The organism is Paenibacillus paeoniae, assembly GCF_003388735.1.
GTDB lineage: Bacteria > Bacillota > Bacilli > Paenibacillales > Paenibacillaceae > Pristimantibacillus > Pristimantibacillus paeoniae.
This window is the reverse complement of the sequence record NZ_QUBQ01000002.1, coordinates 162,112-184,956: the sequence shown is the minus strand read 5'-3', so window position 1 is coordinate 184,956 and position 22,845 is coordinate 162,112. Positions and strand designations below refer to the sequence as shown.

Genomic DNA, 22,845 nt, shown 5'->3' with positions numbered 1-22,845 from the left:
TTTTATTTAGTTGGATCATGGCTAAGCTCGGTTGCTGCTGCTTGATGTTCAGCCGCAGACTGAGATGCTGCCTCTTGAAGTTGTTTTTTCTTGCGAATCCTGCTGCGAACAAACAGGAAAATAGCAATTAACGGTACGGCGATAATAAAGGTATAGAGCGATACATCCTTCACCATTGATTCTGCCGCGCGGCCATAGAAGTAGAACAATGCGCCTACTGCGTAAAACTTAACGGCACGCCCTATCGCAGCGTAGCCGATCAGTCGCCATAACGGAAAGTTCAAGGCGCCGGATAAAATCGTAAATACTTTAAACGGAATTGGCGTAAACGAACCAATTAATATAGCAGCCTCACCGTTTTTTTGAAACCGGCTTGTAGCGGCGTCTATCCATTCTGTCTTAATAAATCGGTAAAGAATGGATTTACCCATAATTTTGCCCAAATAGTAACCGACCGGTGTCCCGATAAGGCAGGCGATGTATCCGACCGTTGCGAGCCATAAGGCTGTTGTCGGATTCATAATACTTAGCGATACCTGCAAGAAAAAAGCGGGGACCGGAAAAATGACCGCGTCTAGAAAGGAATGAACGAACAGTCCCAAGGGGCCATAATCCTTCAGAAAATCAATAAAAGCTTGGAACATGAGGTAGGCTCCTTTTTGTTCAACATACCTGCTAAGTATAGCATATCCGTTGAGTAGTCGTCGCCTTTTATATAGGACGCAGGTCACAGACACTATGATGGCGTTTTCACAGGCTGTTCATGATGGCATAACAACGCCCATAAGTTAACTTACGTGCGATGGGATTGCTGGTTTCAATATTTTTTGGCTTAAAGGCGCATTCTTATGCGTTAAGCGGAGCTTCGCTAAGGATTGCTCGGGTTTGCTCCCTTTGTTACGTTTTGAACTCCTATGGAAAGGGGCGTATAGTGGTACATGACGCAATGACGTTCGGATGGATTCAGTTTGGTTTTTGGCAAGAAGGGAGTGACCTCATATGCCATCCTGGCAACGAACGATGTGGATCTTATGGTTTGGCGTGCTCTTCTGCAGCGCCAGCTATACGATGTCGGTGCCGTTCCTGCCTTTATTTCTGTATGACCTTGGTGTGGACAAGAGCTCCGTCAATTTATGGGCGGGTATTGTACATTCCTCTGCTTTCCTGGTCGGCGCCGTTATGGCCCCACTATGGGGTATGCTCGCGGATAAGTTCGGCAAACGCAAAATGGTCATTCGGGCAGGACTTAGCCTGGCTATTATTTACGCATTAATCGCCTTTGTACAGACGCCTTGGCAACTGGTAGGTGTACGAATGCTGCACGGCTTAGTCGGCGGATTCGTCCCGGCCTCTATGTCGATAGTGGCGATGATTGCACCGAAGGAGAAGCTCGGCTGGAGTCTTGGCATGATGCAAGCCGGAGCGATGACAGGGGGGATTCTGGGCCCCTTATTCGGTGGATTGCTTGCCGAAGCATTCGGTATGCGCAGATCTTTTATTGTTGCCGCAGTTATCATCTTGGCGGCAGCGCTTGCGGTCATCTTCTGGGTGAAGGAAGGCAAGGGCGGAGAAACAAAGGAGTCAGTGAAGAGCAAGCAACCCATTACGTACAGAATGGCGCTCCGCAATCGGACGCTTATTCATATGCTGCTTATCCTCGTCGTGTTTCAGTTATCTCTTAATATGATTCAGCCGCTGCTGTCTCTCCATATTGCAGAGTTGCAGGGCGGCGAGAAGGGCGCGGCGTTGTCTGCAGGGCTTGTCCTCTCGTTAATCGGGATTGCCGGTATTATTGCGTCTCCGTTATGGGGCAGGCTTGGCGAACGAAAGGGATACTATCGGATTTTGATTCTATGTCTCTTGTGTGGAGGAACAGTTGTTTGTGTGCAGTATTTCGTAGAAGCGCTGTGGCTGTTCGCAATGGTGCAATTTGTATTCGGTTTGTTTATGGCTGGCATCGTACCGATCATTAATACGCTTATGGTGCAAAATACGGATGAGCAGTTCCGGGGTCGCTCCTTCGGCTTGACGGCCGGAGCGAATCAGTTCGGCTCCATGCTTGGGCCGTTGATCGGCGGTCTGCTGGGGCTATTCCTCGGTATCCACTCAATCTTTGTGGCAACAGGGATCATCATGGCCGGCACGGGACTGATCGTCTGGATGAAGCGAAGCCGGGAGCGATCTATCGCCCGCTTATAGCGACATAATTACGTTTTACAGCTCAAAAAGAACCATATCCTTCATGCGGGGATTTGGGTCTGACCCCCGTTTGTGAGACAGGGGTCAGTCTCCTTCTTCCCTTCCATGTCGATATGGTTCTTTTATTATTTTGATGCAAGTTATGCCCAGGATTAGATTAGATCGCTCAGATCGACTTAAAAGTGCGCAGTGTGCTGCGCGATGTCCAATAGATCGCTCAGATCGACTTAAAAGTGCGCAGTGTGCTGCGCGATGTCCAATAGATCGCTCAGATCGACTTAAAAGTGCGCAGTGTGCTGCGCGATGTCCAATAGATCGCTCAGATCGACTTAAAAGTGCGCAGTGGGCTGCGCGATGTCCAATAGATCGCTCAGATCGACTTAAAAGTGCGCAGTGTGCTGCGCGATGTCCAATAGGCCGCTCAGATCGACTTAAAAGTGCGCAGTGTGCTGCGCGATGTCCAATAGATCGCTCAGATCGACTTAAAAGTGCGCAGTGTGCTGCGCGATGTCCAATAGGCCGCTCAGATCGACTTAAAAGCCCGCAGTGTGCTGCGCGATGTCCAATAGATCGCTCAGATCGACTTAAAAGCCCGCAGTGTGCTGCGCGATGTCCAGTAGGAAGCACAGATTGACTTAGTTACATCGCAACATGCTGCAGCCAGCGCCTAGCCCCGCTTAGTCTCGCAGCTGGCGGCGGGATACGCCGCTTTGCTGGGCGGCAGCTACGACTCTGCGCCGGACTTCCTCGACAATCTTGGCGTTGAACACGCTAGGAATAATATACATGCGGTTCAGCTCTTCATCGCTTATGACAGAAGCGATCGCTTCGGCAGCCGCCAGCTTCATCGGCTCATTGATCTCCGAAGCGCGGCTGTCCAGTGCGCCCCGGAAGATGCCGGGGAAGCAAAGCACGTTGTTGATCTGGTTCGGATAGTCGGATCGACCTGTGGCGATGACGCCGACAATATCCTCGATGAGCTCGGGACGAATCTCCGGCTCCGGATTCGCCATAGCGAAGACGATCGGCTCAGGCGCCATGCTTGCGACATGCTCTCGCGTTAACAAACCGCCAGCCGATACGCCAATGAAGACATCCGCTCCTTCGAGCGCTTCCTTCAAGCCGCCTTTGCGCCGTTCCGTATTGGTATTCTCGGCATACCATTGCCACATAGGATGGTCATACGTCTCGTCAGCCGATAGGATGCCTGGACGATCTATGCCGATAACGTTGCGCGCGCCTCCAGCCAGAAGCATCTTTGTGCAGGCTGTACCTGCTGCTCCGATGCCGCATACGACGATATGAGCTTCGCTTAAGCTGCGCCCAGTTAGCTTGAGCGCATTCAACAGACCCGCATAGAGAACAACGGCTGTTCCATGCTGATCGTCATGGAATACGGGAATATCCAGCTCCTCACGCAGCCGCCGCTCGATCTCGAAGCAGCGAGGAGCGGAGATATCCTCCAGGTTGATGCCGCCGAAAGCGGGAGCAAGATGCCTGACAGCCGCAATAACTTCCTCTGTATCTTGCGTATCGAGACAGATCGGGAAGGCGTCTACATCGGCGAATTGCTTGAACAGCATCGCCTTGCCCTCCATGACCGGCATTGCAGCGTATGGCCCGATGTTGCCAAGTCCCAGTACAGCGCTGCCGTCGGAGACAACGGCAACCGTATTGCGCTTGATCGTAAGCGTATGGGCTTTGGATGGCTCTTCATGAATGGCTTGACACACTCTGGCTACGTCAGGTGTGTATACTCTGGACAAATCATCGCGGTTTTGGATCGGCGTTTTGGGTTGAATCGTAATTTTGCCGCCAAGGTGAAGCAGGAACGTGCGATCCGAGACATGAAGCAGCCGGATGCCCGGCACGGAGCTAAGCGCTTCGGTCAGCCTTTCGGAGGCGCCCTGCTCTGTAATTTTGACGGTTAGATCCCGTACGCTCTTATTTTTGTCGGTATGTATAACGTCAATGGCGATGATGTCGCCTTTTGCTCCCTCGATTGCGGTAGCAGCCTTGCCGAATTGGGCTTTTTCAGTGTCGATTTCAAGCCTGAGAATAATCGTTTTGCCATCTGTCATTTGAGATTGCATGTTGGTCACGATCTCCCTTCAAGTATGCTGCTGTATCGAACAAGCCATTTTCAATTATGCCCCAAACCAAGAGTGAAAAACAAAGCCGTCACTACATGAGTTGTAGTACGGCCTGAGGACACTTTTGGGGGTCATATTGAAGCGCGCGCTTCTGCAGCAGACCATCGCGGAATGCGGCTGCTGCTTCGTTGTCATGGATAAGCTGAAACCATCGGTCTACTGTATCGTTAGAATCCAGCATTTCTCCAAAACCGTTTTTAATGAAGTATTCGCAATTCTCTTCTTCTTGTCCAGGTATCGGCTCGTAGAACAACATCGGAAGCGCCTTGCTCATGCCTTCCGTGCAGGTCATGCCGCCGGGCTTGGTAACAAGCAGATCGGCTGCTTCCATCAGCTTGTGAACATCGCGCGTAAAGCCTAGTATGCGAATGTTCGGGTGCTGAAACATGGGATCGCCCAGCATCTTCTCTTTCATCTTCTCATTGGAGCCTACGCAAAAGATTAACTGCGTCGTCTCGCGCCACTTGGTCATGTACGATAAAGCGTTATCTTCGTACAGGATGCCCCATCCGCCGCCCATAATGAGAACCGTCGGCATATTTTTAAGCCCGTATTCCTCGCGAACGTTTTCTTTGCTGTATGTTGTCCAAAAGTTTGGATGAACAGGTATTCCCGTTATCTCTATTCGTTCGGGCAGCACGCCCTTTTCGACAAGACGGCTTTTCACATCAGGGGAAGAAACCAGATAATGATTCACTTCCTGGTTGACCCAGGAGCCATGTGCGTCATAATCGGTAATAAGCGTATATAAAGGAATATCCAATCCAAGCCGCTTCAATCTTGCGACTACTGTATTAGGGACAGGATGCGTACATACGATAAGGTCGGGCTTTAGCTGTGCGATCACTTGAGTAGTTTGCGTATAAAATACACGATGAAGCGCAAGCTGTGCCAAGCGGTTCGTTGGTTTCTTATAATTGCTGCGGTACATGAATCCTACCATCTTGGGCTGAGAGCTTACCGTTCTACGGTAGGCTGACACAATCCAGGGTCCGAGAACCGGGTTTAAAAATTTCCCTAGCTCAATAACCCGAGCCGAGATGCTGGGGCATAGCTGCTTTAATCCTACCGCCAGCGCGGTTGCTGCTTGCGTGTGGCCTGAGCCGAACCCCTCTGAGAGCAGCAGCACTCTCTTCTTGCGCATATACTCACCTACTTTTCTATTTCCATATTACTTCTCAGGTTAGGTTAATACAAGTTCAGATGTTGTTCTTGTCAATAAATTAACGTTCATTTACATTGTAATCACATGGTTGCAAATGGAGTCATTCATCATGAAGTGAAAAAACATTGGATCAGGAGGAAACAAGATGTCTGTTAATGAGGATCAATTCCGCTATGAAGCCGGAAATATAGTGAAAGCAAAGGTTCGTTCGGGCCTATATGTAGGAGAGGTTGTTGAATTAAATGGTCCGCGTGCGCTGGTTAAAGTATTGGCGGTGATCAAGCATCCGGAGCAGGGCGATTTGCATCAGCCCTATAACCCGGACGTCGCGATGTTTCATGAACGCCGCGCATTAAGCTATACGGAGAAAACGACAGTTCTAATAAGAGATTTGCAAAGCTATGCAGGTGCGGTGCCGGATTATCGGGAGTCGCTTCAAGCGGCAGTCGCCGCCGAGATCGAGTCTCTCGACCGTCTGAATCGCTGGACAGCCAAGAGTCTCGAAACCATGATCGGATTGCATAAAGAGTATAAGCTGGATTAACGATTGATAAAGGCGGTTTTCAACGTCTCGCGGTATACAACTTGGAAGCCGAGTCCATCTGAAAGCGCGGCGAGCGGAACGTAGGTTTTCTTCTCTCCGCTGAATTGCTGGAGATAAGCCGGCTCGGCGTTAAGCGGTACACTTTTCCCGTTAATCGTGATCTTGTCTGCACCGACCGTAATGGCGACTGTACGGTCTTCCAAAGTAATGGTAGCGGTAGAAGTAGCGGCATTCCATTTCAGTTCTGCTCCCAGCGCATCGGTTACATCACGCAATGAGAGGAAAGTGCGGCCTTTCTTAATGACGGGAGCATAGTCGGTAACGACTTCTTTGCCGCCTACGACGATCGAGATCGGCACGCCCGATTTACGAGGCTTGACTGTTTTGTATGCGCCCCATAGCGGCTCGGTGAACGCTTGGCCGAGCGCAGTGTAGCCGTATACGGTTGGATGGATGTCTGGCTTCGGATTGCCTTTCTCATCCGTTGCGCGGATGCTTGTGAATTTAAGCGCATCCTTCTCGATTGCGGACGATGCATCGGCAATCTTTACGCTCAATCCTTGCTTCGTAAATTCATTGACAACGGATTGCAAGCGCTCAAGCAGTCGCGTTTGGCCGTCTGTAAGAAACTTGGCGGTCGACTCTGGCACGAAGTAAGTCTTCTGGTCTCTGAATTGGATATATATAGGTAGATATTGGTTGGCGATTACGATTTCAGCATTTGGTTGAAGCTTCTGAATGGTGCCGAGCGAGGCCTTCAACTGCTTCTCGAAGCCCTCAAGAAGTGTATCGAGTTGAGATTTCAGCAAATCCTGCTTGTCGGCAGACAGCTGATGAAAGCCTGTCTCGACACCAAGATCGTTCAGCATCCACAGGAAGTCATTGCCGCCGATTGTAATAAGCACAAGCTCGGCATCCTTCAAGTCCTGAGCGAGCTGCGTCGTTTTGCCGAATAAAGCGGCTGCGCGCGGATCGATCAGGCCAGCTTGAATATCGGCCCCCTTCACGGCTTGTCCCTTGGCCGCGGCATCCAGCCATTTGCTGAGCCCTTCGGAACGCAAGCCAATAATCCCGTAATTGTTGTACTCAGCCCGAAGACCTTGGAACAGAGCTTGCTCGTACACATGCTCGGCAAAGCCATAGGGTACGGATGATTCCGTAAAGCCCAGCTCATAACCCGCCGCCAGCGAATCGCCTAGCACGACAATGTCGTATGTATCGCTTGGTGCTGCACTTGCAGCCGGCTTCGGAGCAGCCGATGCGGTTACGGTGAAGGCCAGACATCCCGCGACGATTGTCGCGATCGCTGCGCGGTTCCACGTATTCCTTAATTTGCTATACAATTGCCACACATCCTTTTGATAAAATAGATGAAAACATAATTACACACCGCTTGTCCCAAGTCCCATGAACCGCCGCCGCCAAACAACTCTTATCACAATTATAAAAATATTAAATTGATTCCGATTTGCCCTGATGTTAAAATCATATAATAATCGCTTAGCAACGGTAGATGGCAAGAGGGATGGCAAGGAGCAGGCCGGTGTGCCTCGCCCCCTACCATTCTATGATAGTTCAAGCCAAAAATGAAGCCAATTAAGTGATCAAGCCTGTTTATTCTACATTGCTTGCCCAAAAATCTTCTGATAGAAAGGTTGCACACAATGAAAGAAAATATTTTGGGATTGCCGCCTAAGCAAGGACTTTATGATCCGCAGAATGAGAAAGACGCTTGCGGAATGGGCTTTGTAGCCAGCATCAAGGGAAAAAAATCACATAAGGTCATTCGCCAGGCTCTGACTCTGCTAGAGAACATGGAGCATCGCGGTGGACAGGGAGCAGAGCCGAACACCGGTGACGGAGCGGGCATCCTGCTTCAAATCCCGCATGCCTTTTTCTCCGCTGATCTGAGCAAGCAAGGCATTCAACTGCCCGCTGAAGGAGACTACGCGGTCGGCATGATTTTTATGCCGCAAGACGAAGCTGCCCGCACAGCAATTGAGCGTGAGCTTGAGAGCATTGTTGCGGAAGAGAAGCAGACTATGATCGGATGGCGCACAGTGCCTACGAACGATGAGAAGCTGGGCCAATCGGCGCTGGCGGTTAAACCGTACGTTCGTCAGGTATTTATTGGCAAAAATGCAGAATTGAAAGACACCCTCGCTTTTGAGCGCAAGTTGTATGTTATCCGCAAGCGCGCGGAGTTGGCTATTCGCTATGCAGGCAAAGAAGGCGGAAACATGTTCTACTTCTCCAGCCTGTCCACCAAAAAAATTGTGTACAAAGGCATGCTTACAACAGAACAAGTACGTTCCTTCTATACCGAGCTTAATGATGAGTCCGTTGTTTCTGCTATTGCTTTAGTGCATTCCCGTTTTAGTACAAACACGTTCCCTAGCTGGGAGAGAGCTCATCCATTCCATTATCTGATTCATAACGGCGAGATCAATACGCTCCGCGGCAATGTGAACTGGATGCATGCTCGCCAGACCTTGTTCGCCTCCGAGCTGTTCGGCGAGGATCTGGAGAAGATTAAACCGGTTATCAACCCGGATGGTTCCGATACGGCGATGTTCGACAACACGCTTGAATTCTTGCACCTGGCTGGCCGCTCCTTGCCGCATGTAGCAATGATGATGGTTCCTGAGCCATGGTCCAACCATGAGAGCATGAGCGACGAGCGCAAGGCGTTCTACGAATACCACAGCACTCTGATGGAACCGTGGGACGGACCGGCTGCGATGGGCTTTACCGACGGCACGCAAATCGGCGCTACGCTGGACCGTAACGGTCTTCGCCCTGCCCGTTATTACGTAACGAAGGACGACCATATTATTCTTGGCTCTGAGGCGGGAACAGTTGAGATTCCTGCGGAAGACATTTTATACAAAGACAGACTGCGTCCTGGCCGTATGCTGCTAGTAGATACAGAGCAAGGCCGCATTATCTCTGACGAGGAAGTAAAGTCGGCGATCGCAGCCGAATATCCTTACCGCGAGTGGCTTGACGAGCATTTGGTGAATTTGGACGATCTGCCTGAAGCGCCTGAGCTTCCGGATCCAAGCCACGACACCGTTCAACTGCGTCAGCAGGCATTCGGCTATACGTTCGAGGATATTCGCAAGGTGCTGGAGCCAATGGCGGGAGGCGGCCAAGAGCCCATCGCGTCTATGGGCTATGACGCTCCGCTTGCCGTATTGTCCGAGCGCCCGCAGCGTCTATACAACTACTTCAAGCAATTATTTGCACAAGTAACGAATCCGCCGATTGATGCTATCCGCGAGGAGATCATTACGTCGACCGCGACTACGATCGGACCTGAGCGCAACCTGCTTAACCCGGAGCCGGAGAGCTGCCGTCACATTAAGCTGGATACGCCGATCTTGTCCAATGAGCAATTCGCCAAGCTGCGTCATATTCGCCGCGAGGGCTTCAAGTCGATTACGCTGCCGATCTTCTTCTTGGCAAGTGAAGGCGAGGAAGGACTTCGTTCAGCGCTGACAGGCATGTGCGAGGCGGCTGACCGCGTTATTGCGAAAGGCCACAACATCATCATCTTGTCCGACCGTGGCGTGGACAAAGAGAATGCAGCGATTCCGGCCCTGCTGGCCGTATCGGCTCTGCATCACCATCTGATCCGTCAAGGCACGCGTACGAAAGTAGGCATTATGCTGGAGTCAGGCGAGCCGCGCGAAGTGCATCATTTTGCTCTGCTTCTCGGTTATGGCGTTAACGTGATCAACCCTTATCTGGCGTTCGAATCAATGGATGACATGATCAAGCAAGGCATGCTTAGAGGCATATCGCATGATAAGGCGGTTAAAAACTTTATTAAAGCTGCTACGAAAGGCGTCGTAAAAGTATTGTCCAAAATGGGCATCTCCACGATCCAATCGTACCGCGGCGCGCAAATCTTCGAGGCACTTGGCCTTCGCGAGGATGTCATCAACGAGTACTTTACGTGGACGCAGTCCCGCATTGGCGGCATTGGTCTGGATGTCATTGCGCAGGAGACGCTGCATGCTCATACCCGCGCGTATGCCGAGCAGGAAGGCGCCGAGAAGGAACTGGATTCCGGCGGCGACTACCAATGGCGCAAGGACGGCGAGGACCATTTGTTCACGCCGCAGACGATCCATACGCTTCAGATGGCATCGCGTGCGAATGATTATAAGCTGTACAAGAAGTTTTCCGAGCTGGTACAGGGCGAGAACAAGAAGCACCTGACGCTTCGCTCGCTTATCGACTTCAAGAAGGATGTTAAGTCCGTGCCGCTTGAAGAAGTAGAATCGGTAGAGTCTATCGTGAAACGGTTCAAGACAGGTGCGATGTCCTTCGGCTCCATCAGCAAGGAAGCGCATGAAAGCTTGGCGATTGCGATGAACCGCCTAGGCGGCAAGTCCAATACGGGCGAGGGCGGCGAAGATCCGGCTCGTTTTATATTGGATAGCAACGGCGATTCCCGCCGCAGTGCAATCAAGCAGGTCGCATCGGGACGTTTCGGCGTAACGAGCGAATACCTGGTCAATGCTGACGAGATTCAAATTAAGATGGCCCAAGGCGCGAAGCCTGGTGAAGGCGGACAATTACCTGGCCTGAAAGTATATCCATGGGTTGCGGAAGTACGGGGCTCGACTCCGGGCGTGGGTCTAATCTCGCCTCCTCCGCATCACGATATCTATTCCATCGAGGATCTGGCTGAGCTGATCCACGATCTGAAAAACGCGAACCCGCGCGCTCGCATCAACGTTAAGCTCGTATCCGAGGTTGGCGTCGGCACGATTGCAGCAGGTGTAGCGAAGGGCCGCGCAGACGTCATTATGGTCAGCGGCTACGACGGCGGCACAGGGGCATCCCCTATGGGCTCCATCCGTCACGCAGGTCTTCCATGGGAGCTTGGTCTAGCCGAGACCCATCAGACGCTGATGCTGAACAATTTGCGCGACCGCGTAACTATCGAGACAGACGGCAAAATGATGAACGGCCGCGACGTTGCGATTGCGGCATTGCTGGGAGCTGAGGAATACGGCTTCTCGACAGCCCCGCTTATCGTTCTTGGCTGCGTCATGATGCGTGTCTGTCAGCTGGATACTTGTCCGGTCGGCGTTGCGACACAAAATCCAGAGCTTCGAAAGAAATTTATGGGCGATCCGTCCCATGTCGTGAACTACCTGCGCTTCATCGCAGAAGACCTGCGCGAGATTATGGCGGAGCTTGGCTTCCGTACCATCGAAGAGATGGTTGGCCGTGTTGACCGTCTGGAGACGAAGCAGCTAACAGAGCATTACAAAGCGAAAGGTCTTGATCTCTCCGGTATCTTGTACGAAGCGGGCGTTGCCGAAGGCGCGAAACGCCACAAAGTACAAGAGCAGAACCATGGTCTGGAGCTGTCGATCGACATGCAGCAGCTAGTGCCTCTGGCAAAACCTGCTCTGGAGAATGGGGAGAGCGTTCGTGGAACGTTCCCGATCTTGAATACGAACCGCGTTGTCGGCACGATTCTGGGATCCGAAGTAACGAGCCGTTACGGCGCGAAAGGGCTGCCTGAAGATACGATCTGGTATCACTTCATCGGAACGGCAGGCCAAAGCTTTGGCGCATTCGTACCGAATGGGATTACGCTATCGGTAGAAGGCGATTCCAATGACTACTTCGGTAAAGGCCTGTCTGGCGGCAAAATCATTGTGGCGCCGTCACCGAAGGCAACCTTTGCTGCGGAAGAGAACATCATTATCGGCAACACAGCCCTGTACGGCGCAACGAGCGGTCAAGCTTACATTCGCGGTATTGCGGGCGAACGCTTCGCGGTACGGAATAGCGGTGTGAACGTCGTTGTTGAAGGTGTCGGCGACCATGGCTGTGAATATATGACTGGCGGCCGCGTTGTTATTCTGGGCGAAACAGGCCGCAACTTCGGTGCAGGCATGTCCGGCGGCGTAGCTTATGTCTATGACGAGAACGGCGACTTCTACAACCATACCAATCTGGAGATGGTTCTTCTGGAGCGTGTAGAGGAAGAAGTTGATATTGCGGAGCTTCGCGGTATGATCGAGAGACATGTCCAATATACAGAGAGTGCAGTAGGCACACGTATTCTGAATGATTGGGATGTAGAGCTAGCGAAATTTGTGAAGGTTATTCCGAAGGACTACAAACGGATGCTGGAGCAAATTCGCAAGGCAGAAGATACAGGCTTGCAAGGCGGAGACGCGTTGCTTGCGGCATTCGAAGCCAACAAGCGTGAATTGGCGCGCACAGGCGGCAAATAAGATATACCAATAGGTCTCGCAATGGAGCATAGCTGCTCTATTGCGAGATTTTTTATATGCGTGGAAGGGTTTATGAATAATCAAGCAGAACGGTTACCAAGGCTTTCCTGAATCGGTTATAATGAGGGAGTTGACCTAAGTTTCTATTGGAAAGCCGAGGTTAGTGGAGGAGGGACATACATAAAGATGGGCAAACCTATCGTTCAGTTGCAAGGAGTAACAAAGCGGATTGGAAGCCGGACCATTATTGACAATCTGACGCTGGATGTGCCGTCAGGAGAAGTGTTCGGATTTCTGGGTCCAAATGGCGCGGGCAAAACAACGACCATCCGCATGATGGTTGGTTTGATGTCCATTACTTCAGGGGATATTCTCATCGATGGACATAGTATCAGCAAGCAGTTCGAGAAGTCGATTCGCCATGTAGGCGCCATCGTCGAAAATCCGGAAATGTACAAGTACATGTCCGGTTATCAGAATCTGATCCACTTCGCGCGCATGATTCCGGGCATAACCTCGCACCGGGTGAAAGAAGTGGTAGCGCTTGTCGGATTGGAGTCGCGCATTCATGACAAGGTGAAGACGTATTCTCTTGGTATGAGGCAGCGTCTGGGGGTTGCGCAAGCGATTCTGCATAAGCCAAAGCTGCTTATTCTGGATGAGCCGACGAATGGTCTGGATCCAGCGGGAATCCGGGAGCTGCGTGATTACTTACGCAATATGGCGCGGCAGGAAGGTGTTGCAGTTTTCGTATCCAGCCATCTATTATCTGAGATGGAGCTGATGTGCGATCGGGTTGCTATTATTCAGAACGGCAAGCTGATCGATGTGCGCTCGATTCAAGGCAGTGATAATAGTGCCAAGAGTTTACGAATCCTATTTGAAGTAGAGTGGCCTGAGAGTGCCTTAGAGGTGCTGGCCGCATCAGGCTTGACGGGTATCAGTGAAGGGGCAGGCGTAATTGCCATAGAGGGAGACAAAGAGCTTGCAGCGCAAGTGAATGAATCCTTTGTCAGAAGCGGTATTAAGGTATATGGCATTCGTGCAGATATCAAGTCGCTTGAAGAACAATTTTTGGAGATGACGGGAGGCGAGGGCATTGGTTGATTTCTTGAATCTGATTCGCAACGAGAACATGAAGATGTTCAGAGCGCCGCGCCTGTTCGTCATGCTGGGGATTGTTCTTGCTCTTGTAATTGCCATTTCCTCCGTCTGGTTTACAGTGGATAAAGGTCAGACCGCCATGTGGGAAGTCATTATTACGGAAACGATGTTCCTTTATTGGATCGTGACGATCTTTGCCGTTATCGTGGCATCAGGAACAGTGGCCGAGGAATTCTCTACGGGAACGATTAAGCTGCTGCTTATTCGCCCGTGGAATCGTTCCAAAATCTTGTTGTCCAAATATATTTCGAGCCTGCTGTTCGCATTGTTTTTCGCGATTGTTTTTCTGGCAAGCTTGCTGCTAGTTAATTGGATTTTCTTTGATTTGTTAGGCAACGGGGAGTCCGTGGAGAGGCTGAGTCAATTTACGAGCATGTCCAATTCCGAATATATGTTCAAGTACTACGGATTGCTGTTCCTCAATACGGTTATGACCGTTACCATTTCCTTCATGCTCTCAACGGTATTCCGCAGCAGCGTTCTTGCTATTGCGATGGCTCTGTTCATCGAGATTGTAGTGAACAACTTGATGCAACTGCTGGCATTTGTCAAATACAAATGGATTGATTATGTATTGTTCGTTCACCTGGATTTGACCAAATTCGTAGGCGGCAATGTTGCCAGTGATGGGAAGACGCTCGGCTTTTCACTCTCGGTGCTCGGTGTATACTATGTGATATTCATAGCGCTGACTTGGATCATTTTCAACAAACGGGATGTAGCTTCCTAATCAATAAACAATCGAATGACTACAATGCAAAGCAAGCCGCGCCGTTCTTCCCTAAAGGGTTGGACGGCGCGGCTTTGCATCATTCAGGCATCGATTATCCGGCTTGCCTTGATTTCGCGCGATTGTCGTTTTTGTTGTCCTGCTTGGCATTCGTCTGTGATTCCAACTCAGAGAGCGGCTTATGCTTATTATCGGCAGTCTGCTCCATTCGGCAGTTACCGTTCAACATGCCGCCGTCCTGAATAATCAGGCAATGGGCTGTGACATTACCGATGAGCTGGCCGGAAGCGGTTATGATGAGCCGTCCTTTGGTCTGGATATCGCCGAACAGCTTGCCTGCCAGTGTGACGTCTTGGGCTGTAATATTGGAGCGCGCTATTCCGCATTCGCCAATAATGACATCCCCCCGGCATTCAATATCTCCGCGGTATTCACCCTCAATTCGCAAATTGGCTTCGCTCACAATCTTGCCCTCGGCTATCGTGCCTTGCCCGATCAGCGTATCGGTGGCCATGACGCGCTTATTTTCCTTGAACATATTATGAAGTCCTCCTTCAGCATGGAATCTGGAACTATGAGGCCGTCCTTCAGCTATGCTTCGCGAGAAATTTCAGTGGATTGACGGGCTCGTTTCTTTGCATAATTTGAAAATGAAGATGGGGACCTGTACTTCGCCCGCTGTTGCCGATCAGCCCGATCTTCTCTCCACGGACGACATCCTCCCCGATTTTGGTATCTATCCGCTTTAAGTGCATGTAGGTGGTTTGTAGCTCTCCAAGATGATCAATCACGATGTAATTGCCCAGTCTCGAATCATATCCCGTATCGCTAACCGTTCCGTCAGCAGCGCTGAACACGACGTCGCCGATCTCGCCGTCAATGTCAATGCCAGCATGGAAGGTGGCTCTTCCTGTGAAGGGATCCTTCCGATAGCCAAACCCTGATGTAAGCTGCTTGGATCGAGCGGGCCAGAGGGACGGGTATGCGTCCACCGTCGCCCTCTTATGTTGGGCTTTAATAAGCGTCTGCTCCATGGAAGCTTCCATAGCGTCAACCATTTCGCTTAAAGCTCCCAAATCTAGCGATGTGTGCTGTGCAAGCATGGCGATTTGCATCGTGCTGGCAGGTGAAGCCGTATACGTCGCCGCTTGTCTCTCCGACCGATTGGCCAAAGTCTGTACGACTCCGCTGGAGGGTTTGCCTGATCCGGAGGATGGCTCGCTGCTGGTTGTGTCATTGATGGACCCTCCGTATTTCTCGATAAACAGCTTAAGCTTGTTTTCGAGCTCATCAAGCTGACTCATCTTGCTCTTCATCTCTTGCGCTTGACGCGACAAATTCAGTATCTCTTGCTGCAAGGAGACGATCGCTTCATCCTTCCCGGCAATGACCCCATCCATCCCGGTAATCGTTTGTGTGAATTGTGCAGACTGGGAGAAGAGCTGATCCTCCAGATGCCTCAGTTCGTAGGCAGCCTTCAGTTGAAGGCCGGCAATAGCGCCTGTCACCGCAATTGCTGCGGCTACGGGAGCGACCACGACTGATCGCTTCGATACGGAGAATTGCTTCACTGTCTTGTCGGCGCCGCGCATCACAACAAATGACCATGACGGTCTCCGCGCTCGTTTCACTGGTTTACTCCTTCCGGCCGGCAGTATAGTCGTGCAGAACGTTCTATGACTATTTATTCTCGGAAGCTATAAAACATACCAGAAAACTTATTCCTTCATAGCGGCATAACTAGAGGGATATAAGCCATTGCTGAGAAAAATCGTGCAAAAAGCAAATTGATTGTCTCCTTGTATACATGGGAAGAGAGGGGATTAAACTAAGCAGCGGCGTTTGATTGATGCGAGCGGAGAAGAGGTGGCGGATATGGGGGGATGGCTATGGGGACTTATCGTCGTGCTGGCGGTTTATACGGCTCAGTTGGCAGCCTTATTGGCTCTGGAACATAGACGTCAGGCGCATATGACAGCCTGGATGTTCATTTGCATGGTATGTCCATTTCTGGGCTTCGCCTTGTACCTTCTAATCGGAAGAAGAAAATCCGGTCATACGATTCCTTTATTATGGGACAAAGCACCGAATAAGCGGGACAAGCCATCCGATCGCAAATTGTCGTCAAATCACAAAATGATTAAACGAGAGAAGGAGCATCCCTATCGTGAAACAGGGAAGTTGCTGGGCACACTGACTACCTACCCGATTACAGGGCATAACCGCACAAAGGTTTTGACGAATGGAGAAGCTGCATTCGAGGCCATCCTGGAAGCGATGGCATCTGCTAGGGATCATATTCATCTGGATTATTATACGATTCGCAACGATGGAGTCGGCCGACGATTTCTTGCTATGTTGACAGAAAAAGCACGCATGGGCATTGCCGTGCGAGTCGTATATGATGGCATCGGCAGCTTGAAGCTGGACGACCGTTATCTTCAATCCTTGGATGAAGCGGGAGTGGAGCATGCGTGCTTCGCTCCGCCGAAATGGGCTTTGCTGGACCGGAAATTGAATTATCGCGATCATCGCAAAATTGTCGTTGTCGATGGAAGGATCGGCTTTATGGGCGGCATTAATATAGGAGACGAATACATCGGGCTGGACCCGAAGCTCGGCTTCTGGCGTGACACGCATCTCCAGATAGAAGGGGAGGCGGTTCAGTATTTGCAGGAGACCTTTCTGAGGGATTGGCAATTGGCGAGGGGTGAATGGCTGGAGCGGCTGGAACGGTATATGCCGAAGACTTCGATCATTGATGAAGAACAGGTACTTATTGTACCTGGCGAGCCGGGCTCTAATGAGCAAGAGATTGAAGGGGCACTGTTCACTGCGTTGGCTTCTGCCAAGAAGCGAATTTATGCGGCTACCCCTTACTTTATCCCAGATGCAGCAATCGCGATAAGTCTGCGCACGGCAGCTCGGAGAGGGCTGGACGTTAAGCTGATTATTCCTGGAATTGCAGATTCCAAGCTTGTGCTGCTGGCAACGCTATCGTATGTGCAAGAGATGCTGGAAGCCGGAGTGCGCGTCTATCGTTATCAAAAAGGCTTCATTCACTCCAAAGTGCTTCTCGTAGACGATGAGCTCGCTTCAATTGGCACCGCGAATCTGGATTTGAGAAGCTTGTACAGCAATTATGAGCTGCTTGCCTTGTTGTTTGATGAGAAGCCGATTCGAAAGCTGGAGGAGGATTTTCTGGATGATCTGGCGCATAGCGAGGAGATCAACCCCGATGCTTTTGTCCGAAGATCAAAGGGACAGAAAGCGGCTGAAGCCATCATGCATATTCTCTCTCCGTTACTATGACGATGAATGAGCCGGGACGTAATGGGGTATATTTTTGTCGTAGGATAACATGATGACCATAATCAGGAGGCGACTCAATGAGCGATTCGGATAACGTGAAGGAAAGACAGGATTCTTCTGCTGAGCCGCATTATGAAGGACGCGATTCATATGACATGGATATTGACCGGATGGTGAATGAGGGACTGGGCGGCGGACAGGTTACGCTTCATAACGGCCTGGTTGCGGAATCCACTACCGATACGATGGAAGCCAAGCTGGAAGGGGAATAGGAATGGATACGGAAAGAGCTAAGCAAATCTACGATTCCAAAGATACGCATGCTGTTCATCTGGAGGGGGATTCCGTCTGGATCGAGCATGTAGATGAAGCGAACGGTATGGCTACGGTGACGGTGGGCAACAATCCCATTAATACACAGACGGTGTCTGTAGACCGGTTGAAGGAATCGAAGGAATAGGAACGAAGCATCAGGCCCGAGAGGAGCGGCAAAGTGCCGAATCGCTCGGGCTTTTTAGGGTGTGTGCCGGACGTCCGGATCTAACCGCCGTATGCCTCACGGAAAGCTTCGCAAAGGGCGGGCCTTTCCACTTCCCAAAGCTCGGCGATTTCGGCGCTGACGTTCTGATCCCACCAATCGGCTTGCGCCTTGCGGTTGCTTCGATGCTCGAAGATCCAGGTCAGGTTGGCGGCGACTTTTTTGAAGTAGATGGCTTCCGCTTGCTCCATCTTGTCGCTGGGAATCCATACTTTAAGACGCTTGGCTGTACGATACAGCTCGTTGCTGCAGGATCTTCGGATTTTGCGAGCCGACGGATAGGCTGTGGCATGTTTCTGCGCATTAGGCTTCAAATGAATCGACTCCTCTCCACTCCCAATGTATGCGCCGCCGGCAAGGTTGGTCACGGGCCTACCGGGGCGGTCATATCAGCATGCTTGGCGCATAGGATAGGACAGGTTGAAGAGTGGATGGGCACAGCTTGCGTATGATAGAATAGGAAGGGCGATCCAGCCTGCTAGGACCGCAAATCAGAGATGGAGGTATCGCATGGATAGTTGGATTACTGATTTCATGGAGCAATTCGGCTACTTGGGCATCTTGCTGATGATTGCCCTTGAAAACTTGTTCCCGCCGATTCCTTCTGAGGTCATCCTTACATTCGGCGGATTTATGACCACGTATACGAGCTTGACCGCTCTGGGTGTTATCGTGGTGGCCACACTGGGTTCCTTGATTGGAGCTATTATTTTGTTCTATATCGGCCGTTTGTTAGGGGTTGAGCGTCTGGAGAAAATAGTGGACCGTTGGGGTCGTTTTCTGCGTGTGAAGAAGGAGGATATCCGAAAAGCGGACGCTTGGTTCGATAAGTATGGATATTGGGCTGTCTTTCTGTGCCGCATGGTTCCGCTTATCCGCAGTCTCATCTCATTGCCGGCTGGCATGTCAGGCATGAAGCTGGTGCCATTCCTGTTCTTCACCACGATCGGAACGCTGATCTGGAATACGATCCTCGTCACTGTCGGTGCCGCTGTGGGGGACAACTGGACCGCAATTGTTGAATTCATGGATGTATATTCCAATATCGCTTATGCGATTATTGCGCTGGTAGCTATTATCGTATTGATTTTGTATATTCGCAGAGCACGCAAGTTTTAAGTATAATAGAACGAACAATAGAACTTACCTATACAGGATACAGAAAGAGGGATACATATGAGTAAAAGTGTAGCAGACAAGCTGGGAACAGGCATTAGCCCGCAACAATTCATAGACGGGATGACAAAGAACAAGGATGCTTTCATCGGCTGGATGGAGCAATTCAATTGGCCTTCTACGGAAGACCGCGAGTATTTCGAATCGCTGAATAGCCGAGATGATCTGAGATGTCTTATTCTAATGGCAGACTGGTGCGGTGATGTTGTTCGCAACATTCCAGTCGTATTCGGGGCGCTGGAGGTTAGCGGAATTCCAACCGAAGTGCTGATTATGGAAGAAAATCTTGATACGATGGATCAATTCCTCACGATGGGCGGCCGTTCCGTGCCGGTTGTCATTTTCACGGGTACAGATGGTGTTGTACGGGGTCAATGGGGCCCTCGTTCGACTTATGTGCAAGAGCCTATGGTTGCTTTCAAACAAGCGAATACAGATCGTGAAGCTGCGGACTACCAGGACAACCTGACTCTTACGCGTCAGGAAATTATGCGCCGCTATGGTGAAGGCCCGGGCTATCAGGCCGACGTCGTAAAAGAGCTGCGTGAATTGCTGGAGTCGTTCTAAGCGATGAGCGGCGCAACTTTCAAAGTAGAGACGTTCACGCTCGGCCCTTTGCAGACTAATGCTTATCTCCTTACTGTTCAAGACGGTGAAGAAGAGCGTGGCTTCGTCATCGATCCCGGCATGAACCCCAGACGCCTGCTGGAACGCATCCAGGGGTTGAAGCTAGAAGCTATCGTGCTTACGCATGCGCATTTCGATCACATGGGCGGAGTTGACGAAGTAAGGAAGGCAGCGGGCTGCCCAGTATATATTCATGATTTGGAGGCCGATTGGCTGACTGACCCGCGCAAGAACGGTTCCATGCGCTGGCAGGATGTTACGCCTCCGCTCTCCACAGATGCGGCAGAATATGCGCTGGATGAGGGACAGCAATTAGAGCTGATTGGCCATACCTTCCGTGTGATGCACACGCCGGGCCATTCGCCGGGAAGCGTAAGCTTGCTGTGCGGCGGCCACCTGTTCTCGGGCGACGTGCTCTTCAGGCAATCAGTGGGCAGGACGGATCTGCCAGGCGGCAAGGAGAGGGATCTCTATGATTCCATCCGCAATAAGCTGTATGTTCTTGATCCCGAGACGACAGTCTATCCGGGCCATGGCGGCAGAACGACGATTGGATTTGAGAAGGCGAATAATCCCTATACGGCTTAACGATGGAAGCATTTCTGAGGGGCGGCGAAGGCCTCTCGGGAATGCTTCTTAAGGCTTGCCGAATCGAAGCAAAGGATGGTGCTCAAGGATGGCAGACGCGACAAAATGGCCGGCTGGCGAATCATTGGAGGAGCAGAGTGGTAAGACCAAGCTTACTTCGGCAGAGAAGGAAGCGGAGAGCGCACGCATCATTACAGGTATTGCCGCTCAATTGTCCATTCCGCTGACGAAAGTGAAGTCGGCTGTAGCTTTGCTGGATGAAGGGAATACGATTCCGTTTATCGCCCGTTACCGCAAGGAGATGACCGGCGAGCTGGATGAAAACGATCTGAGATCGATTGAAGAAAAGCTGCAGTATATGCGTAATCTGGAAGAGCGCAAGCGTGAGGTTATTCGCCTGATTGATGAACAAGGTAAACTGACTGATGCACTAAGGTCATCGATTCAAGGCGCTGGCAAGCTTCAAGAGGTGGAGGACCTGTATCGACCATACCGGCAGAAGCGGAAGACAAGAGCCAGTGTAGCGAAGGAGCGGGGACTTGAGCCGCTTGCACTGTGGTTATGGTCGCAACCACGCCAAGGGGATCCGCTTGCCGAAGCTTCGCGGTATGTCCGTGAGGATAAAGGCGTGCCAACGGCGCAAGATGCTCTGAATGGGGCGAGCGACATCTTGGCGGAAAATATCGCTGACGATGCAGCCATCCGGTCATGGGTGCGCAAGTTCACATTTGACCAGTCGCTGCTGCGCACAGAAGCGAAAAATGCGGATACGGAATCCGTATACGAGATGTATTATCAATACCAGGAGCCGGTTCGCAAGCTTCCTCCGCACCGGACACTCGCCATTAACCGAGGCGAGAGAGAAGAGGTACTGCGGGTAGCTTTCGATACGCCGACTGAGCGCGTGTATGAGCATATGAAGCGTAAGGTGCTTCGCAATGGGACAGCTCCTGCCGTACGCGAAGTGCTGGAGACGCTGATCGAGGATGCGTATAAGCGGCTGATTGCCCCTTCGATTGAACGCGAGGTACGGGGTGAATTGACGGAGAAGGCCGAGGAGCACGCAATCATGATCTTCTCGGAAAATCTGCGCAACTTGCTCCTGCAGCCGCCTGTTCGCGGGCATGTCGTGTTGGGGGTTGATCCGGCTTTCCGGACGGGCTGTAAGCTGGCGGTCATCGATGACATTGGCAAGCTGCTGGATGTAGCGGTATGTTATCCCACACCGCCGAACAACAAAGTGGCCGAAGCTGAGAAGCTGGTGAACAGCTTGATCGACAAGCATAAGGTGGAACTGATCGTCATTGGCAACGGAACGGCTTCCCGCGAGACGGAGCAGTTCATCGCATCCTTGATTGGCGGACGGAAGCAATCTGTAGAGCTCAAGTATATTATCGTCAATGAGGCGGGCGCATCCGTCTATTCAGCTTCCAAGCTAGCTCAGGAGGAGTTCCCCAAGCTCGACGTTGCAGAGCGCAGTGCCGTGTCCATCGCCAGGCGATTGCAGGACCCGCTGGCCGAGCTGGTCAAGATCGAGCCGAAGGCGATCGGCGTTGGACAATACCAGCATGACGTCAGCCAGAAGCGTCTTGATGAATCGCTTGGCGGCGTGGTAGAGTCTGCCGTCAACCATGTTGGCGTTGACGTGAATACGGCGTCGGCTTCGCTGTTGTCTTACGTAGCGGGTGTGAATGCAACGCTGGCCAAAAATATCGTGAAGTTCCGCGAGGAGAATGGACGCTTCACGAAGCGGGAGCAGCTCCAGAAGGTACCAAGACTTGGAGCCAAATCGTATGAGCAATGTATTGGCTTTCTGCGCATACCGGACGGCGGAAACGCACTTGATCGTACGCCGATTCACCCTGAATCCTACGAGGTGGTTGATGGCCTGTTGGGTGAGCTGAACTTGAAGGCGGATAATATCGGATCAGAGGCGGCACGTGAGCGCCTCCTGGACCTGAACGCGGCGGAGATAGCCGCTAAGCTGAATGTAGGTGTGCCAACGCTTCGGGATATTATAGACAGCTTGCTGAAGCCCGGACGTGATCCGCGTGAGGAGCTACCGGCGCCTATCTTCCATACAGATGTTCTGCAAATGGAGGATTTGACGCCCGGTATGGAGCTTCACGGAACTGTACGCAACGTCATTGATTTTGGGGCATTCGTCGACATCGGCATTAAAAATGACGGCTTGGTCCACATCTCCCAATTGAGCGATAAGTTCGTCAAGCATCCGATGGATGTCGTATCGGTAGGCGATACGGTGACGGTGTGGGTGCTAGGTGTCGATTCCAAAAAAGGACGAGTCAGCTTAACGATGAAAAAGCCTGACTAAACGTGAATTTGGGCGTTTATCAACATAGGGCACAGGTTAGATGCT

Annotated in this window: 19 protein-coding genes; 12 read left to right on the top strand and 7 right to left on the bottom strand. The window is 51.4% G+C overall.

Annotation, left to right across the window (positions count from 1 at the left end; genetic code table 11):
- Positions 1 to 2: 2 nt before the first annotated feature.
- Positions 3 to 644, bottom strand: a complete 642-nt coding sequence (locus tag DX130_RS13370) for a YqaA family protein (RefSeq protein WP_116046222.1) — start codon at positions 642 to 644, stop codon at positions 3 to 5.
- A 355-nt stretch (positions 645 to 999) separates the two neighbouring features.
- On the opposite strand from DX130_RS13370, the gene DX130_RS13365 reads away from it, so the two are divergent.
- The gene (locus tag DX130_RS13365; protein WP_116046221.1) at positions 1,000 to 2,199 is read left to right on the top strand and encodes an MFS transporter; all 1,200 of its coding nucleotides are present in this window, start codon (positions 1,000 to 1,002) and stop codon (positions 2,197 to 2,199) included.
- Positions 2,200 to 2,876: 677 nt separating this feature from the next.
- Here the strand turns inward: DX130_RS13365 and DX130_RS13360 are convergent.
- On the bottom strand, positions 2,877 to 4,292 hold the full coding sequence (locus DX130_RS13360; protein WP_116046219.1) for an NAD-dependent malic enzyme: 1,416 nt from the start codon (positions 4,290 to 4,292) through the stop codon (positions 2,877 to 2,879).
- 91 nt (positions 4,293 to 4,383) lie between these two features.
- Positions 4,384 to 5,496, bottom strand: coding sequence for an MGDG synthase family glycosyltransferase (locus tag DX130_RS13355; RefSeq protein WP_116046218.1), 1,113 nt, complete (start codon positions 5,494 to 5,496; stop codon positions 4,384 to 4,386).
- A 166-nt stretch (positions 5,497 to 5,662) separates the two neighbouring features.
- Between DX130_RS13355 and kapB the strand changes: the two genes are divergently transcribed.
- Positions 5,663 to 6,061 carry a sporulation phosphorelay system protein KapB gene (kapB, locus tag DX130_RS13350; protein ID WP_116046216.1) on the top strand — a complete coding sequence of 133 codons (399 nt, stop codon included), beginning with the start codon at positions 5,663 to 5,665 and terminating at the stop codon, positions 6,059 to 6,061.
- On the opposite strand, the gene DX130_RS13345 is transcribed toward kapB, so the two are convergent.
- A complete protein-coding gene (locus tag DX130_RS13345; RefSeq protein WP_165861271.1) occupies positions 6,058 to 7,404 on the bottom strand; it encodes a stalk domain-containing protein in 1,347 nt (448 codons plus the stop codon). The two genes, kapB and DX130_RS13345, sit on opposite strands and share 4 nt — an antisense overlap.
- 321 nt (positions 7,405 to 7,725) lie before the next feature.
- Here DX130_RS13345 and gltB point away from each other — a divergent pair, with 321 nt between their 5' ends.
- The 3 genes from gltB (at position 7,726) to DX130_RS13330 (ending at position 14,224) form a co-directional block, all read left to right on the top strand.
- Positions 7,726 to 12,330, top strand: a complete 4,605-nt coding sequence (gene gltB, locus DX130_RS13340) for a glutamate synthase large subunit (protein ID WP_116046213.1) — start codon at positions 7,726 to 7,728, stop codon at positions 12,328 to 12,330.
- Between the two features lie 186 nt (positions 12,331 to 12,516).
- The gene (locus DX130_RS13335) at positions 12,517 to 13,437 is read left to right on the top strand and encodes an ABC transporter ATP-binding protein (protein ID WP_116046211.1); all 921 of its coding nucleotides are present in this window, start codon (positions 12,517 to 12,519) and stop codon (positions 13,435 to 13,437) included.
- Positions 13,430 to 14,224, top strand: coding sequence for an ABC transporter permease (locus DX130_RS13330; protein ID WP_116046209.1), 795 nt, complete (start codon positions 13,430 to 13,432; stop codon positions 14,222 to 14,224). Before DX130_RS13335 ends, DX130_RS13330 begins: the two co-directional genes overlap by 8 nt.
- 94 nt (positions 14,225 to 14,318) lie before the next feature.
- On the opposite strand, the gene DX130_RS13325 is transcribed toward DX130_RS13330, so the two are convergent.
- Both DX130_RS13325 and DX130_RS13320 read right to left on the bottom strand, forming a co-directional pair.
- Positions 14,319 to 14,762 carry a bactofilin family protein gene (locus tag DX130_RS13325; protein WP_116046208.1) on the bottom strand — a complete coding sequence of 148 codons (444 nt, stop codon included), beginning with the start codon at positions 14,760 to 14,762 and terminating at the stop codon, positions 14,319 to 14,321.
- A gap of 49 nt (positions 14,763 to 14,811) precedes the next feature.
- The gene (locus DX130_RS13320) at positions 14,812 to 15,855 is read right to left on the bottom strand and encodes a M23 family metallopeptidase (protein WP_133297929.1); all 1,044 of its coding nucleotides are present in this window, start codon (positions 15,853 to 15,855) and stop codon (positions 14,812 to 14,814) included.
- Between the two features lie 244 nt (positions 15,856 to 16,099).
- Here DX130_RS13320 and cls point away from each other — a divergent pair, with 244 nt between their 5' ends.
- The 3 genes from cls (at position 16,100) to DX130_RS13305 (ending at position 17,996) form a co-directional block, all read left to right on the top strand.
- Positions 16,100 to 17,536, top strand: a complete 1,437-nt coding sequence (gene cls / locus DX130_RS13315; protein ID WP_116046204.1) for a cardiolipin synthase — start codon at positions 16,100 to 16,102, stop codon at positions 17,534 to 17,536.
- Between the two features lie 77 nt (positions 17,537 to 17,613).
- Positions 17,614 to 17,808 carry a hypothetical protein gene (locus DX130_RS13310; RefSeq protein WP_116046203.1) on the top strand — a complete coding sequence of 65 codons (195 nt, stop codon included), beginning with the start codon at positions 17,614 to 17,616 and terminating at the stop codon, positions 17,806 to 17,808.
- A 2-nt stretch (positions 17,809 to 17,810) separates the two neighbouring features.
- The gene (locus tag DX130_RS13305) at positions 17,811 to 17,996 is read left to right on the top strand and encodes an H-type small acid-soluble spore protein (RefSeq protein ID WP_116046201.1); all 186 of its coding nucleotides are present in this window, start codon (positions 17,811 to 17,813) and stop codon (positions 17,994 to 17,996) included.
- 80 nt (positions 17,997 to 18,076) lie between these two features.
- On the opposite strand, the gene DX130_RS13300 is transcribed toward DX130_RS13305, so the two are convergent.
- Positions 18,077 to 18,388: a dehydrogenase gene (locus DX130_RS13300; protein ID WP_116046200.1), complete on the bottom strand. Its 312-nt coding sequence runs from the start codon at positions 18,386 to 18,388 to the stop codon at positions 18,077 to 18,079.
- A gap of 196 nt (positions 18,389 to 18,584) precedes the next feature.
- On the opposite strand from DX130_RS13300, the gene DX130_RS13295 reads away from it, so the two are divergent.
- The 4 genes from DX130_RS13295 (at position 18,585) to DX130_RS13280 (ending at position 22,800) form a co-directional block, all read left to right on the top strand.
- Positions 18,585 to 19,193, top strand: a complete 609-nt coding sequence (locus tag DX130_RS13295; protein WP_116046198.1) for a DedA family protein — start codon at positions 18,585 to 18,587, stop codon at positions 19,191 to 19,193.
- Positions 19,194 to 19,250: 57 nt separating this feature from the next.
- Entirely contained in the window at positions 19,251 to 19,817 is a 567-nt protein-coding gene (locus DX130_RS13290; RefSeq protein WP_116046196.1) for a thioredoxin family protein, read from the top strand.
- A gap of 3 nt (positions 19,818 to 19,820) precedes the next feature.
- Positions 19,821 to 20,465 carry an MBL fold metallo-hydrolase gene (locus DX130_RS13285; RefSeq protein ID WP_116046195.1) on the top strand — a complete coding sequence of 215 codons (645 nt, stop codon included), beginning with the start codon at positions 19,821 to 19,823 and terminating at the stop codon, positions 20,463 to 20,465.
- A gap of 88 nt (positions 20,466 to 20,553) precedes the next feature.
- Positions 20,554 to 22,800, top strand: a complete 2,247-nt coding sequence (locus tag DX130_RS13280; protein ID WP_116046193.1) for a Tex family protein — start codon at positions 20,554 to 20,556, stop codon at positions 22,798 to 22,800.
- The last annotated feature ends 45 nt before the right edge of the window (positions 22,801 to 22,845 follow it).

Bases quoted from the DNA above. Each gene is read 5' to 3' on its own strand.
- DX130_RS13290 (WP_116046196.1), top strand. From the start codon at position 19,251: ATGAGTAAAAGTGTAGCAGACAAGCTGGGAACAGGCATTAGCCCGCAA.
- DX130_RS13365 (WP_116046221.1), top strand. From the start codon at position 1,000: ATGCCATCCTGGCAACGAACGATGTGGATCTTATGGTTTGGCGTGCTC.
- DX130_RS13295 (WP_116046198.1), top strand. From the start codon at position 18,585: ATGGATAGTTGGATTACTGATTTCATGGAGCAATTCGGCTACTTGGGC.
- cls (WP_116046204.1), top strand. From the start codon at position 16,100: ATGGGGGGATGGCTATGGGGACTTATCGTCGTGCTGGCGGTTTATACG.
- kapB (WP_116046216.1), top strand. From the start codon at position 5,663: ATGTCTGTTAATGAGGATCAATTCCGCTATGAAGCCGGAAATATAGTG.
- DX130_RS13310 (WP_116046203.1), top strand. From the start codon at position 17,614: ATGAGCGATTCGGATAACGTGAAGGAAAGACAGGATTCTTCTGCTGAG.
- DX130_RS13325 (WP_116046208.1), bottom strand. From the start codon at position 14,762: ATGTTCAAGGAAAATAAGCGCGTCATGGCCACCGATACGCTGATCGGG.
- gltB (WP_116046213.1), top strand. From the start codon at position 7,726: ATGAAAGAAAATATTTTGGGATTGCCGCCTAAGCAAGGACTTTATGAT.
- DX130_RS13370 (WP_116046222.1), bottom strand. From the start codon at position 644: ATGTTCCAAGCTTTTATTGATTTTCTGAAGGATTATGGCCCCTTGGGA.
- DX130_RS13305 (WP_116046201.1), top strand. From the start codon at position 17,811: ATGGATACGGAAAGAGCTAAGCAAATCTACGATTCCAAAGATACGCAT.
- DX130_RS13360 (WP_116046219.1), bottom strand. From the start codon at position 4,292: ATGCAATCTCAAATGACAGATGGCAAAACGATTATTCTCAGGCTTGAA.
- DX130_RS13285 (WP_116046195.1), top strand. From the start codon at position 19,821: ATGAGCGGCGCAACTTTCAAAGTAGAGACGTTCACGCTCGGCCCTTTG.
- DX130_RS13335 (WP_116046211.1), top strand. From the start codon at position 12,517: ATGGGCAAACCTATCGTTCAGTTGCAAGGAGTAACAAAGCGGATTGGA.
- DX130_RS13355 (WP_116046218.1), bottom strand. From the start codon at position 5,496: ATGCGCAAGAAGAGAGTGCTGCTGCTCTCAGAGGGGTTCGGCTCAGGC.
- DX130_RS13280 (WP_116046193.1), top strand. From the start codon at position 20,554: ATGGCAGACGCGACAAAATGGCCGGCTGGCGAATCATTGGAGGAGCAG.